Source organism: Streptomyces iakyrus (assembly GCF_000717055.1).
In the GTDB taxonomy this organism is placed as follows: Bacteria; Actinomycetota; Actinomycetes; order Streptomycetales; family Streptomycetaceae; genus Streptomyces; species Streptomyces iakyrus.
Genome location: NZ_JNXI01000020.1, coordinates 107,141 through 120,338 on the forward strand (window position 1 = coordinate 107,141; position 13,198 = coordinate 120,338).

Here is a 13,198-nt window from a genome sequence, read left to right on the forward strand (position 1 = left end):
GGCGCAGCCGCGCCCCCTCGGGCCGGGCCGCGCACCCAGTCGGCCCTCGCCGAGTCGGGCAGCCCCCTCAAGAGCCGTCCAGCGCAGCCCGCCACTCCGCGACAGCCTCCGCGGACACCGGCTCGTCCCAGCCCCCCGGCCGGGCCGCCCCGCCGATGTGGAACCCGTCGACCCCGGCCTTCAGCAGCACCGGGACGTGATCGAGCCGCAACCCACCCCCCACGAGCAACCGCTGCTCATACCCGGGCTCCCCGCCCCGCCCGGCCTCCGCGAGCAGCACAGGCAGCCCCTCATCGACCCCACCCGATGCCCCGGCCGTCAGATACGTGTCCAGCCCCGGCATCCCGTCCAACTGCTTGCGCAGGGCGTCCCGGTCCGCGGCCCGGTCGATGGCCCGGTGGAACGTCCAGGGGCATCCGTCCAGCACCGCGACCACCCGCTCCACGGCGGCCAGATCAACCGCACCCCCTGCGTCGAGGAACCCCAGCACGAACTCCTCCGCCCCGGCCTCCCGCAGCTCTGCGGCCGTATCGGCGAGCCGGTCGACATCCCCCGCCGCGAACCCGTCCGCCAACCGGATCATCACCCGCAGGGAGATGTCGACCGCACGCCGGATCCCGGCGACGGTGGCGGCCGACGGCGTGAGCCCGTCGGCCGCCATGTCGGTGACCAGCTCAAGGCGGTCCGCGCCTCCCGCCTGGGCGGCGACCGCGTCCTCGACGCCGAGGGCGATCACCTCCAGGACTGCACGCTTGCTCATGGGGCCCCTTCGTCGGATGGGCGTCGGCGATCGGCGACAGGTCTAGTCCAATCAAAGACTACGCTGCCCACTCCCGCGGAATCCGAAGCCCCCGGGCCCCGCTCAGCCGTAGATGTTGAGCTCCTTCGCCTCCACCCCGGCCAGCTCGAACGCCGGCGCCCCGTCCACCGGCCGCCCCGTGTACAGCCGTACGAGCGTCGGCCCGTCCCCGATGAAACGGCCCGGGGGCCGCTCCCCGCCGCTCTCCCCCAGTCGCAGCGGCTCGTCCAGGTCGTCGAGGTCGGCGTGCAGCGGCACGTGCCCCCGCTCGCGGGTGATCCGGGCGAGCAGCGCGAGCGCGTCCGGCAGCCCGGCCCCGCCGTACGCCCCCGGCTCGCCGAGGGCCTCGCGGACGTCCTCGGCGTGCACCCACTCTCCCAGGGCGAGGCCGTCCAGCCTGCCGCCGGCCCCGGCGATCGCGGGCCCGGCCGCGCCCATCCCCCGCTCCAGCTCGTCGAGGACCTGCGCGTCGCTCCAGTCGGCCCGGTCCGCGATGTCCCGGTCGTTGGACTCGGGTGAGAACACGCCCTCCTCGAACCTGCCCTCCGCCACCCGGGTCAGCGCGGCCGAGCAGTGCGCCAGCACGTCCCGCACCGTCCAGCCCGGGCACGCGGCGACAGGCAGCGCGAAGTCCTCCCCGGCCCGGTCCCGCAGCAGCGGGATCAGCACGTCACGTTCGATCGTCAGCAGCCGCCCGGGCTGCTCGGGGTCCCGTACGTCAGGAACATCAGCAGGTGTCGTCATGCCCCCCACGCTAGGTGCCCGACCCCGCTCGGCGGGAGAATGCCCCCATGGCCGATCTCGACTCCCTGCGCACCCGCTTCGCCCGCACCCTGGAAGCGGCCCGGGGCCCGGCCGGCGGCCCGGACCCGGCGCCGTACGCCGATGCCCTGCTCACCCGCTGGCAGGAGCCCCAGCGCCGGTACCACACGGTCGGGCACCTCACGGCGGTCCTCGACCGCGTCGACGAGCTGGAGCGGTACGCGGACGACCCGGACGTGGTGCGGCTGGCCGCCTGGTTCCACGACGCGGTCTACCTGCCCGACCGCTCCGAGAACGAGGAGCGCTCGGCCCGCCTCGCCGAACGCGCCCTCGCCGAGGCCGGCGTTCCCGACGCGAAGACCGCCGAGGTGGCCCGCCTGGTCCGCCTCACCGTCACCCACGACCCCGCCGACGACGACCCCGACGGCCAGGTCCTGTGCGACGCCGACCTCGCCATCCTCGCCTCGCCCCCGTCGGCGTACGCCGCCTACACCGCGGCCGTCCGCGAGGAGTACCACTTCGTCCCCAGCGACGCCTTCCGCGAGGGCCGCGCCGCAATCCTGCGCCAACTCCTCGACCTCCCGCGCCTGTTCAGGACACCGCACGGCACCACCGAGTGGGAGGCCACGGCCCGCTACAACCTCACCGCCGAGCTGGAAATGCTGTCGCTCCCGCCCCAGGACGCCTCGTAGCCTCCCCACCATGTGGACAACGGGAGCGGAACAGGTGGAGCAGGCCGTCGCCGAGTGCGTGAGCCTGCTGGGGGCGGTCGCCGAGTGGGAGTGGGAAGGCGTACGGGCGGGGCGGCTCGACTGGGACTGCCGGCAGACGGCGGTGCACACCGCCGAGGTCCTCATCGCGTACGCGGGGCAGCTGGCGGGGCGGGAGCAGGACGGGTGGTCGCCGTTCGAGCTGTCGATGGAGGAGAACACCGGCAACGCGGACGTGCTGCGGGTGATCCGCACGACGGGGGCCCTGCTCGCGGCCGCGATCCGTACCGCCCCGCGGCACGTGCGGGCCTTCCACCCGTACCCGTTCCGCAGCGCGAACCGTGAGGGGTTCGCCGCGATGGGCGTGGTCGAGGTGCTGCTGCACACGCACGACATCTGCGAGGGGCTGGGCCTGTCGTACGAACCGGCGCCCGAGCTGTGCGACTTCGTGCTCACCCGGCTCTTCCCGCACGTCCAGCCCGGCCCCACCCCGTGGCCGACCCTGCTGTGGGCCACCGGCCGCGGGGAACTGCCAGGCCGCGTCCCGCTCACCGAGTGGCGCTGGAACAACAACCTGGTGATCGACGCCGAGCGGCTCACCCTGGAGGGCGTCACGCCCGCGGCGGCCACCGACCTGTCCACGGTCGGCGACGGCGGCTTCGCGTGGATCGAGGGCGGCCCGGTCGAGGGCACCCGGGTCGGCGCCGGGCTGGTGTACAAGCAGTACGAGGACGGGGTCCACCGGCCGGAGTGGGGCATGTACGTGCTCGTCCGGCGCGAGGACGGCCGCGCGCTCGGCGCGATGGGCTTCCACGGCGTCCCGGACGAGGCCGGGCGGGTCGAGATCGGCTACGACCTGGTCGAGGGCGCCCGCGGCCACGGCTACGCCACCGAGGCGCTGCGCACGCTGTCGGCCTGGGCGCTGGAGCGGGACGAGGTGCGGACCGTGGTCGCGAACGTCGAGCGGGGCAACCAGCCCTCGCAGAACGTGCTCGCGCGGGCCGGCTTCACCCAGGTCGCCGAGGACCCCGAGCTCCTGACCTACGAGCTGCGCGAACCCCGCGAGGGATAGCGCCCCTTGGGCCGCCGCAGCCCCGCCGCGTACAGCAGCCGCACCACCTCGCGGCTGCTGACCTCCACGGCCCCGGCGGCCACCACGTCGGCGTACCGCTCGTCGGGGATGTCGTAGTGGTCGCGCTCGAAGGCCCGGCGGGGGACGCCGAGGCGCGCGGCGAAGGTGTGGAGCTCGTCGTAGGAGACGTCGCTGACGAGGTGGGACCACATGCGGCCGTGGCCGGGCCAGGTCGGCGGGTCGACGTAGATCGTCACGAAGGCCTCACGAGGACGCCGGCCCGCCGATGGCCTCGCCCAGCGATCCCACCGCGGCGACCTTCACGCCCGCCTCGCTGCACACCCAGTGCGGGTCGGGCCCCAACTCCGGTTCCACGTCGAGCGCGTGCGGCTCGCCGGCCCCGCACACCGGGCACAGCGGCCAGCGGCCGTACCGCTCCAGCAGGGCGTCCTGGACGTCCTGCGCGACCAGACCGGCCACGTACCGCGCGCCCTCGGGCCACTGCTCGACCCACCACCGGCGCTCCTTGACGGACTCCTCGACCAGCGACACGACATCCGCGTCGGCGACGCGGCCCGCGACGAGGTCGGCCAGCACGAGGGCGCGCGCGGCGTGCAGCGCCTGCTCCAGGGGGCTGATGGGTTCCATGCACCCATTGTGCGCACTCTTGACCCCGCCGCCGCCCCGAAAATATCTTTCAATCGTGACCCGAGACGTGAAGGAAATTTTCGCCCGCGAGCGGAGCGGCTCCTCCGGGGCGAGCGGCGCCCCGCCCGCCCCCGCCGCCCTCGCGGCCAAGGTCCGCACGCTGGGACCCTCGATGACGCGCTCCATGCAGCGCGTCGCCGAGGCCGTCGCGGGCGACCCGGCCGGCTGCGCGGCCCTCACGGTCACCGGCCTCGCCGAGCTCACCGGCACCAGCGAGGCGACCGTCGTACGCACCGCCCGCCTGCTGGGCTATCCGGGTTACCGGGACCTGCGCCTGGCGCTCGCCGGCCTCGCCGCTCAGCAGCAGTCGGGCCGCGCCCCGGCCATCACGACGGACATCGCGGTGGACGACCCGATCGCCGACGTGGTCGCCAAGCTCGCCTACGACGAGCAGCAGACCCTCGCCGACACCGCCGCCGGCCTCGACACCGTCCAACTGGGTGCGGCCGTCGCCGCCCTGACCACGGCCCGCCGCACCGACGTGTACGGCGTCGGAGCGTCCGGCCTGGTCGCCCAGGACCTCACACAGAAGCTGCTGCGCATAGGGCTCATAGCCCACGCCCACAGCGACCCGCACCTCGCCGTCACCAACGCCGTGCAACTGCGCGCGGGCGATGTCGCGGTCGCCGTCACCCACTCCGGGTCGACGGGGGACGTCATCGAGCCTCTGCGGGTCGCCTTCGAGCGCGGCGCGACGACGGTGGCGATCACCGGCCGCCCGGACGGCCCGGTCACGCAGTACGCCGACCACGTCCTCACCACGTCCACCGCACGCGAGAGCGAGCTGCGTCCGGCGGCGATGTCGTCCCGGACGGGGCAGCTCCTCGTGGTGGACTGCCTGTTCGTGGGGGTGGCGCAGCGGACGTACGAGACGGCGGCGCCGGCGCTGTCGGCCTCGTACGAGGCGCTGGCCCACCGGCACCGTTCCTGAGGCAGCCGCCCCGCCCAGCACCGGAAAGACACGGAAAGAGCCGTCCATGACCTCCACCTCCAGCCCCCGTGACCTCAGGACCGAGTTGGAGTCCCTGACCACCGAGGCCTTCCGGCCGGAACTCGCGGACATCGACCGGCTGCCCACCCTCGACATCGCCCGGCTGATGAACGGCGAGGACGCCACCGTGGCCGGGGCGGTCGCGGCCCGGCTGCCGCAGATCGCCGCCGCGATCGACGCCGTCGCCGAGCGGATGGCCCGGGGCGGCCGCCTGGTCTACGCGGGCGCGGGCACGGCGGGCCGGATGGGCGTCCTGGACGCCTCCGAGTGCCCGCCCACGTTCAACACCGACCCCTCCCGGGTCGTGGGCCTGATCGCGGGCGGCCGGGACGCCGTGGTCACCTCGGTGGAGGGCGCGGAGGACTCCCGGGAACTGGCCGAGGCGGACCTGAAGGCCCTCGCCCTGACCCCCGACGACACGGTGGTCGGCATCTCCGCCTCCGGCCGCACCCCGTACGCCATCGGCGCGGTCGAACACGCCCGCGCCCGCCGCTCCCTCACCATCGGCCTCGCCTGCAACCCGGGCAGCCCGCTCGCGGCCGCCGCCGACCACGGCATCGAGATCGTCGTGGGCCCCGAACTGCTCACCGGCTCCACCCGCCTGAAGGCCGGCACGGCGCAGAAGCTCGTCCTCAACATGCTCTCGACGATCACGATGATCCGGCTGGGCAAGACCTACGGGAACCTGATGGTCGACGTCCGCGCGTCGAACGACAAGCTCCGGGCCCGCTCCCACCGCATCGTCGCCCTCGCCACCGGAGCCGCCGAGGAGGACATCGAGCGGGCCCTGACCGCCACGGACGGCGAGGTCAAGAACGCGATCCTCGCCCTCCTGGCCGACGTCGACGGCCCGACGGCCGCCCGACTGCTGGAGGAGTCCGGCGGGCACCTGCGGGCGGCGCTCGACTCGCACGTCTGAGGGGCGGTTGTCAGACCCCGGTGCTTTCATGGGGGCATGAGCAGCAGAGGTGTCGTCGTGGAGCGGCGGATCGCCGCCGGGCAGGGTGTGGTGTGGGAGGCCCTGACGGACCTCGGGGGTATGGAGCGCATGCTCAGCGGGGTCACAAGGGTCGAGGTCCTCACCGAGGGCGGTTTCGGGGTCGGCACGCGGTGGAGGGAGACACGGCGGATGTTCGGCAAGGAAGCCACCGAGGAAATGTGGGTGACCGCCTGCGAGGCGCCCGAGCGCTACGTGGTGGAGGCCGAGACGCAGGGCACGCGCTATGTCTCGGAGTGGCTGCTGCGGACGGACGGTCCGTCGGCGACCACGGTGCGGATGACGTTCGGCGCGGAGACGCCGGGCGGTGCCCGGGGGCTCCTCGCCAAGCTCCTGGGCGGTCTGGGGGCGCGGGCCGTGCGGAAGGTCATCACGAAGGATCTCGACGACGTCGCCTCGACGGTGGAGGGGCGCAACGGCTGAGTCTCACCTCGGCTTCGGCTCCCGGTTGACCTGCCGCACGCGAGCCCGCAGCGTCTCCCTCGCGGGCAACGACCGCAGTACGTCGGTGAGTTGCTCGGCCGTCCGTACGTTGCACCGCCCCAGATCGACCAGGGCGAGCGGCTCGTCACTCGCGGCCGTGACCGGATCCACGCGCAGGGACGGCAGCACGACACCGACTCCCGCGAGGGCGTCCCGCAGCGACTTCACGATGTCTTCGGTCGAGCGCACCTTGTTCCTACCTCCACGCTGAGTTTGTGATTCACGACACAGCGTGGCCGGTGCGTCCCTAGCCTGGCCATATACGGCAATCCAACAACCCGATCTGTACGACAGGGAGTCCCCATGCCCGGATCCAGGGACCTCGACCCGTCTTCCTCCCCTCGGGCCCTCCTGGGCGCCGAACTCCGCCACGCCCGCGAGAAGGCCGGCCTGAGCCAGGAGGAACTGGGACAGCGGCTGTTCGTGAGCGGGTCGTTCATCGGGCAACTGGAGGCGGGACGCGGAGGTTGCAGCGGGAGTACGCGCGGTTGCTGGACGAGGTGCTGGGGACGGAGGACTTCTTCCAGCGGAATTGTGGGGCGGCGGCGAAGTCGAAGTATCCAGAGCACTTCGCGGAGGCGGCGGAGGCGGAGGCTGCGGCCACTGAGATCCGGCAGTTCGCGCCGCTTCTCATTCCCGGGCTACTGCAAACCCCCGCGTACGCACGGGCCGTGTTCCGCGCGTACCGGCCCACAGCACCGGAGGCGGTGATCGAGGAGTTGGTGGCCGCCCGGATGGACAGGGCTCGCATCCTCGACGATCCAACAAGCCCGTTGTTGTGGGTGGTGATTGACGAGGCTGCTCTACGGAGGGAGACCGGTGGGCGAGAGGTCATGGCAGGAGCGCTACGCCATGTCACGGCCCTGATCCGCAGGAACCGGATCATCGTGCAGGGATTGCCGTTCGGCGCGGGAGCCCACGCGTCGATGGAGGGCTCCATGAAGCTGATGGATTTCGAGGACGCGCCTCCGTTGCTCTACTTCGAGGGAGTCGGCACGGGACGACTGGAGGACGACCCGGCAACCGTCCACCACCAGCGGCGCACCTTCCAGCTCCTCACCGCCTGCGCCCTCTCCCCGGACGGATCCCTGGCTCTCATCGAAGACATCGCGCAGGATTGCGGCCATGAGGAACATGCCTGAGTGGTACAAGTCCAGCTACAGCGGCGGCAGCGGCGGCGACTGCCTGGAGATAGCCGACGGCCACCGCACCCTCATCCCCGTTCGCGACTCCAAGAACCCCGAAGGCCTGAAGCTCGTGTTCCGGGCCACTGCCTGGGCCGCATTCGTCGAGAACCTCAAGGACGAGAGGGCCTGAGCTTCGGGACCCGGGCTTCGAGCCCCTTTTTCAAGGAATGGGTGGAGGGCTTCAACCCACCCTCCCACCCGGTGAGTTGACGCGACGCGCCCGGCTTGCCACGGACAGTCACCTACCTCTACCGTTCCTGGACAAGCAACAGCCCCCGCCCGGTGCGCCAACACCTGCGGGGGCTTAACCAACGAGATCGAGAGACGTCGATCCCATGGCTGAAGCCAACTTTAGTGCTGCCTCCCCGTCCGCGCACCCCACGGCGGGCCCGGGTTACGGCAAACGCACCGCTCCGGACCAACTCCGCGCCACAAACCACGACTTCGCCCACCTCCCACCCCGCGAAGCCGCCATCGCCGCCTACCTGGACCGGCTCCCCGACGGCACGGACATCTCCGTAAAGACGCTGGCCAAACAGCTCCCCTACGGCCAGTGCGCCCTCGGCACGGCCCTCAACCGCATCCAGCAGGCAGGCCACCTGCGCCGAGGCCGGGAGTGCATCACGGCCGACGACGGCAGTTCCCGCTGGATCACCCGATCGTGGTGGTCCCGTACCGCCCGGGATGACGACTGGTGGACGGCGTTCACTCGCGGCGACGCACCGCGGCCGGAGGCCACACGCCCCACCCGTTCCCGCGCCCACATCCTCCTGGCCGCCCTCGGCCGCACGGCCCCAGTTCTGTCCCTCTCCGAAGCAGACTGCGCGACGCTCGCCCCACTCGTGACGGACTGGTTCGAGCGAGGCGCCTCGGAGGACGACGTACTGCGTGCGCTCACCGCCGGCCTGCCGGCGCCCGTCCATCACGCAGCGGCCCTGGTCCGCAGACGCCTGACCAGCAAACTTCCGCTCCCACCCGCCCGCCCACCCCTGCGCGTCCTGGAGTGCGCCAACTGCGGCGCCCCGGGCCGTCCGGAGTCCCTGCCAGGGGGGCGTTGCAGCGCCTGCCGGGGCGAACGCGCCCCCGCGCAACCGCCCGCACCCCTGTCCGCCCCCACAGTTCACGACCACGCGGCCCAGATCCGCGCTGCGATGTCCCGACGACGACAAGAGAGGGCACACGCATGACGGCTCCTACGGTCCGGCGCCACCAGCCCGGGGCACGATGGAGGGAAGGAGGCGACACCATGACCCGAGACACGACCGACCGCCCGCAGATGGATGTCGAGGACTTCGACGAACTCGTGAGCAGGGCTCCGAGGGAGATCCGGAACAGGCTGGAGTTCCTGGGCGGGCGACTGTGCATCCGGCACGGCCCCCTCGACGTGGACGAGTTCGAGGAGCTTGCCGCAGTGGCGCCCGAGGCAGTGCGGCTTGAGTACATCAATGGAAAGGTAGAGGTCAAAGCCATGCCGGACGGCAACCACACGTCGATCTTCCTGTGGCTGTCGCGCCAGTGCATGCAGCATCGACCCGACCTGGATCTCGCACCGGAGCGGGGCGTCAAGGCAGAGGCCTACCGCAAGGGCCGGGCACGCACGGATGGGTTCCTGGCACCAGTGGATCACTTCAAAGGCGACCGAGAGTGGTCCGACCCCGACGGTGCCCTGATGGCCGTGGAGATCACCTCCCACGACCGCGACACCGATCAACGCGACCGCATCGACAAGCCCATCGGCTACGCCGAAGCCGCGATCCCCGTCTACCTCCTCATCGACCGCGACAACAACACACTCACCGTCCACAGCGAACCGAAAGACGGCCGCTACCAGCAGATCTCCCGACACCCTTGGGGCGCCACCGTCGAGCTCCCCACCCCCGTGAACATCACCCTGGACACCGAGAAGCTCAAGGACTACACCGACTGAGGACAATGGGCACCATGAACCACGCCCAGCTGACCGCCCTAGGCCGTGCCCTCCGTCTCCTCGGTGAGCACGGGGAGGCCCTCACCGCCGACACCCCGGACGCCAAGCTGCACGAGGTCAAGGCCGATCTGAAGCGCGCGCTGGACCTGCTGGAGGAGAGCGTCTCGAACGCCGCGCCCACCACCCGCTGCCCCGAGCACCCGAACGGCCCGGTCGACGAGGCCGCCCCCGACCTGTGCCTGCTGTGCGAGACGCGGCGCCGGGCCGCCCGCCGGAACGAGTTCAACGGGCCCGCCCCCCAGCACCAGCCCATCCAGCCCGCGCCGTCCCGCTACGGCGTGCGCGGCGACCGCCCCCAGCCCCAGCAGCGCTGGCTGGCGGAGCTGTGGAACGGCCAGACCTGGCAGCTGTGCGGCACCCCGCGCCGGGACCGCCGCGAGGCCGAGCTGTTCATCAACGCCCAGCGCAAGGCACCCCGGGCCGCCATGGCGTACCGGCTGGTGCACGAGTTCACCGACTACGAGGTGCTGCGGGTGTGGGGGACGCCCGTACGGATCGACATCGAGCCGATGGGCAACCTGTAGGCCCCTACAGCAGCGGCAGGGGCAGGAACTCGTGTCCCTCCCACAGGCGCCGCGAGCGCTCCTCCGGGTACGCCGTGACCACCGGCTCCGCGTCCAGCACCTGCACCAGCCGCTCGGCGTCGTCGTACACCGGCCAGCCCGGGTCGCCCGACCGCGCGAAGGACGTCCAGGACGTGCGGAAGCGGGACGACAGCGCGAGGGCATCGGCGGACGGCTCCGCGCCCGCGAACAGCAAAAGCCCCAGGTCGGCCCCGTACGTGCCGAACAGCAGCGGGATGTCCAGGCCGTGGCAGGCGCCGAGCGCGCCGCCGTTGCCCGGGGCCGGCCAGGTCAGTTCGTAGACGTGCGCGCGTCCGCCGCCCGCGCGCTGCGCCTCTGCCAGGTGCAGGGACGGCATGTTGAACAGCCAGTCCGTCTGGACGCGTTCGTAGAGTTCCGAAGGGGAGGCCTCCGGAAAGGCCGTGCGGTAGGCCTGTTCGCCGTCGGGACCGGGGGCGAACAGGCGCAGGGCCGAGGCCGCCCTCTCCTCGGTGATCCGGTTCAGTTGGCCCACCATGGCGATGAACAGGCGGTACTCGTCGCGGTTGTGGCCGACGAGGAGGTCGACGTCCTTCGCCGAACCGGCCGCCAGTGCCTGCCACGGCGTGGCCGGCAGGACCTCCCCGTCGACCACCGGGGAGAAGGGCGTGACCGTGGGCGCCGCCTGGCCCCAGCGGTCGACGCGTTGGAGCATCTTGGCACTCAGCGTCTCGCCCGCCGAGGTCAGCTTGCGCGGAGCGATCGTCGACAGGTCGGCGACCGTGGGGCGCAGGCCCAGCTCGGCGGCGAGGGCGGTGCCGATGTCCCGGGCCAGGGCGTCGGAGAAGAAGGTCCCCGGCACGCTCTGCGCGATCGCCCGCCGGAACAGGCCGGCCGCACGCGGCATGGAGAGCAGGGAGGCGACCGAGCCCGCGCCTGCGGACTCCCCGAAGATCGTGACCTGGCCGGGGTCCCCGCCGAACGCCTCGACGTTGACCCGCACCCACTCCAGCGCGGCCACCTGGTCGAGCAGTCCGCGGTTGGCGGGCGCTCCCTCGATGTGCGCGAAACCCTCCATGCCCAGGCGGTAGTTGAGGGACACGACGACCACGTCGCCGTCTTCGGCGATGTGCCGGGCGTCGTAGCCGGGGCTGCCGGAGTGGCCGAGTTTGTAGGCGCCGCCGTAGATCCACACCATCACCGGACGGCGGGCCGCCGGATCGGGGTCGGGGGTCCAGACGTTGACCGTGAGCCACTCGTCGCCCTCGGGAAGGCCGAGCAGGCCCGGGCCTCCCAGGTTGCCGAGGTCCTGCGGGGGCGGCGGTCCGAAGGCGTACGCGTCACGTATGCCGTCCCAGCTCTCGGCGGGGCGCGGCGCCTGGAAGCGGGCCTCCCCGACCGGTGGTGCGGCGAACGGGATGCCGCGGAAGACCGCGAGCCCCGCCTCCCTCCGGCCCTGGACGGCACCGGCGGTGGTGCGCACCACCGGCCCGGGCTGTCCGGCGGAACCGTCGTGCGGCGGGCGGGACTCGGTCGTCGTCATCTGGATCTCCTCACTCAAGGCCGGTGAACAGGCGCTCCGTCAGTGTCCTCGGCCGGCGTGAGCAGATCCAGGGCCTCAGGGGCGGGGGTCAGCTGAGGGACTTGAGCGCCGCGGGGTCGTAGGGCGCCAGCTCCTCGAAGCGGCCGTCGAGCACCTTCCGGGCCCACTCGGGATCCTGGAGCAGGGCGCGGCCGACAGCGACCATGTCGAACTCGTCACGCTCGAAGCGGTCGAGGAGGTTGTCGAGGTCGCCCAGTTCGGCGCCCTGGCCCTGGAAGGCCTTGATGAAGTCGCCGTTCAGGCCGACCGAGCCGACGGTGATGGCGGGCTTGCCGGTGAGCTTCTTGGTCCAGCCGGCCAGGTTGAGGTCGGAGTCCTCGAACTCGGGGAGCCAGTAGCGGCGGGTGGAGGCGTGGAAGGCGTCGACGCCGGCGGCGGCGAGCGGGGTCAGGATGGCCTCCAGCTCCTCCGGGGTCTCGGCGAGTCGGGCGTCGTAGGCCTCCTGCTTCCACTGGGAGTAGCGGAAGATGACGGGGAAGTCGGCGGAGACGGTCTCGCGGACGGCCGCGACGATCTCCTCCGAGAGCTTGGCGCGCGCGACCCGGTCGCCGCCGTAGGCGTCGGTGCGGCGGTTGGTGCCCTCCCACAGGAACTGGTCGAGCAGGTAGCCGTGGGCGCCGTGGAGCTCGACGCCGTCGAAGCCGATGCGCTCGGCGGCGGCAGCGGCCTCGGCGAACGCGCCGATGACGGCGTCGATGTCGGCCTGGGTCATGGCCTTGCCGGTGGGCTCGTCGGCGCCGATGCGCAGGCCGGAGGGGCCGACGGCCGGGGCGTCCGCGAACGGCGGTTCACCCTGGTTGCGGACCATGCCGATGTGCCAGAGCTGCGGCACGATCGTGCCGCCCGCGGCGTGCACCGCCTCGGCGACCTTCGCCCAGCCCGCCAGCTGCTCCTCGCCGTGGAACCGCGGCACGCGGTCGCTCTGCCCGGCCGACTCGTGGCCGACGTAGGTGCCCTCGGTGACGATCAGGCCGACGCCGGCGGCGGCGCGGCGCGCGTAGTACGACACGACGTCCTCGCCGGGCACACCGCCGGGGGAGAACATGCGGGTCATCGGCGCCATCGCGATCCGGTTGGGAACGGTCAGGCCGCCCAGCGATACGGGCCGGGACAGGATTTCGGCGGCGCGGGAGGCGGAGGCGGCGACAGTCACGTGGGGGCTCACTTTCGGATACCGGCGGGTATGTGCATACGCATAGGACCGACCTCACCTTCAACCATCCGGTCCCGCCCCGCCATCCCACCCCCGCTGTGATCCCGGACACGCGCCCCGCACGCATCCCGGACACGCCCGAGGGCGGCACCCCCTGTCGGAACAGGAAGTGCCGCCCTCGGAGCGGACGTTGATCGACCGGGT

16 protein-coding genes and 1 pseudogene are annotated in these 13,198 nt (G+C 72.3%); 10 read left to right on the plus strand and 7 right to left on the minus strand.

The window, feature by feature from the left end; genetic code table 11:
- Window positions 1–67: 67 nt before the first annotated feature.
- Window positions 68–760, minus strand: a complete 693-nt coding sequence (locus OO68_RS29565) for a copper homeostasis protein CutC (RefSeq protein WP_033312241.1) — start codon at window positions 758–760, stop codon at window positions 68–70.
- 102 nt (window positions 761–862) lie between these two features.
- Window positions 863–1,543, minus strand: a complete 681-nt coding sequence (locus OO68_RS29570) for a maleylpyruvate isomerase family mycothiol-dependent enzyme (RefSeq protein ID WP_033312242.1) — start codon at window positions 1,541–1,543, stop codon at window positions 863–865.
- A gap of 47 nt (window positions 1,544–1,590) precedes the next feature.
- Between OO68_RS29570 and OO68_RS29575 the strand changes: the two genes are divergently transcribed.
- Window positions 1,591–2,253, plus strand: a complete 663-nt coding sequence (locus OO68_RS29575; RefSeq protein ID WP_033312243.1) for an HD domain-containing protein — start codon at window positions 1,591–1,593, stop codon at window positions 2,251–2,253.
- Window positions 2,254–2,263: 10 nt separating this feature from the next.
- The gene (locus OO68_RS29580) at window positions 2,264–3,343 is read left to right on the plus strand and encodes a GNAT family N-acetyltransferase (protein WP_245237213.1); all 1,080 of its coding nucleotides are present in this window, start codon (window positions 2,264–2,266) and stop codon (window positions 3,341–3,343) included.
- Here OO68_RS29580 and OO68_RS29585 read toward each other — a convergent pair.
- Window positions 3,313–3,600, minus strand: a complete 288-nt coding sequence (locus OO68_RS29585; RefSeq protein ID WP_033312245.1) for a DUF4031 domain-containing protein — start codon at window positions 3,598–3,600, stop codon at window positions 3,313–3,315. The two genes, OO68_RS29580 and OO68_RS29585, sit on opposite strands and share 31 nt — an antisense overlap.
- A 7-nt stretch (window positions 3,601–3,607) precedes the next feature.
- Window positions 3,608–3,991 (minus strand): DUF8819 family protein, encoded by a 384-nt coding sequence (locus tag OO68_RS29590; RefSeq protein WP_033312246.1) that lies wholly within the window; start codon window positions 3,989–3,991, stop codon window positions 3,608–3,610.
- A 55-nt stretch (window positions 3,992–4,046) separates the two neighbouring features.
- Here OO68_RS29590 and OO68_RS29595 point away from each other — a divergent pair, with 55 nt between their 5' ends.
- Genes OO68_RS29595 through OO68_RS29605 form a run of 3 tightly spaced genes read left to right on the plus strand, consistent with a single transcriptional unit; the run spans window position 4,047 to window position 6,462 of the window.
- Window positions 4,047–4,982, plus strand: a complete 936-nt coding sequence (locus OO68_RS29595; RefSeq protein ID WP_033312247.1) for a MurR/RpiR family transcriptional regulator — start codon at window positions 4,047–4,049, stop codon at window positions 4,980–4,982.
- Between the two features lie 46 nt (window positions 4,983–5,028).
- Window positions 5,029–5,961: an N-acetylmuramic acid 6-phosphate etherase gene (murQ, locus tag OO68_RS29600; RefSeq protein WP_033312248.1), complete on the plus strand. Its 933-nt coding sequence runs from the start codon at window positions 5,029–5,031 to the stop codon at window positions 5,959–5,961.
- Between the two features lie 36 nt (window positions 5,962–5,997).
- Window positions 5,998–6,462 carry an SRPBCC family protein gene (locus tag OO68_RS29605; RefSeq protein ID WP_033312249.1) on the plus strand — a complete coding sequence of 155 codons (465 nt, stop codon included), beginning with the start codon at window positions 5,998–6,000 and terminating at the stop codon, window positions 6,460–6,462.
- A 3-nt stretch (window positions 6,463–6,465) separates the two neighbouring features.
- On the opposite strand, the gene OO68_RS29610 is transcribed toward OO68_RS29605, so the two are convergent.
- Entirely contained in the window at window positions 6,466–6,711 is a 246-nt protein-coding gene (locus tag OO68_RS29610) for a hypothetical protein (RefSeq protein WP_033312250.1), read from the minus strand.
- A 114-nt stretch (window positions 6,712–6,825) separates the two neighbouring features.
- Between OO68_RS29610 and OO68_RS42495 the strand changes: the two are divergent.
- The 5 genes and pseudogenes from OO68_RS42495 (at window position 6,826) to OO68_RS29635 (ending at window position 10,220) form a co-directional block, all read left to right on the plus strand.
- Window positions 6,826–7,664: pseudogene (locus OO68_RS42495) on the plus strand (helix-turn-helix domain-containing protein).
- Window positions 7,648–7,839, plus strand: coding sequence for a DUF397 domain-containing protein (locus OO68_RS29620; RefSeq protein WP_033312251.1), 192 nt, complete (start codon window positions 7,648–7,650; stop codon window positions 7,837–7,839). The pseudogene OO68_RS42495 and the gene OO68_RS29620 overlap by 17 nt, the downstream one beginning before the upstream one ends.
- A gap of 205 nt (window positions 7,840–8,044) precedes the next feature.
- Window positions 8,045–8,896, plus strand: coding sequence for a hypothetical protein (locus tag OO68_RS29625; RefSeq protein WP_033312252.1), 852 nt, complete (start codon window positions 8,045–8,047; stop codon window positions 8,894–8,896).
- Between the two features lie 59 nt (window positions 8,897–8,955).
- Window positions 8,956–9,636, plus strand: coding sequence for a Uma2 family endonuclease (locus OO68_RS29630; protein WP_245237215.1), 681 nt, complete (start codon window positions 8,956–8,958; stop codon window positions 9,634–9,636).
- 14 nt (window positions 9,637–9,650) lie between these two features.
- Window positions 9,651–10,220 carry a hypothetical protein gene (locus tag OO68_RS29635; protein ID WP_033312405.1) on the plus strand — a complete coding sequence of 190 codons (570 nt, stop codon included), beginning with the start codon at window positions 9,651–9,653 and terminating at the stop codon, window positions 10,218–10,220.
- A 4-nt stretch (window positions 10,221–10,224) separates the two neighbouring features.
- Here the strand turns inward: OO68_RS29635 and OO68_RS29640 are convergent, their stop codons facing one another.
- Both OO68_RS29640 and OO68_RS29645 read right to left on the minus strand, forming a co-directional pair.
- The gene (locus OO68_RS29640; RefSeq protein WP_033312253.1) at window positions 10,225–11,781 is read right to left on the minus strand and encodes a carboxylesterase/lipase family protein; all 1,557 of its coding nucleotides are present in this window, start codon (window positions 11,779–11,781) and stop codon (window positions 10,225–10,227) included.
- Window positions 11,782–11,869: 88 nt separating this feature from the next.
- Window positions 11,870–12,994 carry an NADH:flavin oxidoreductase gene (locus OO68_RS29645; protein WP_033312254.1) on the minus strand — a complete coding sequence of 375 codons (1,125 nt, stop codon included), beginning with the start codon at window positions 12,992–12,994 and terminating at the stop codon, window positions 11,870–11,872.
- Window positions 12,995–13,198 lie beyond the last annotated feature (204 nt).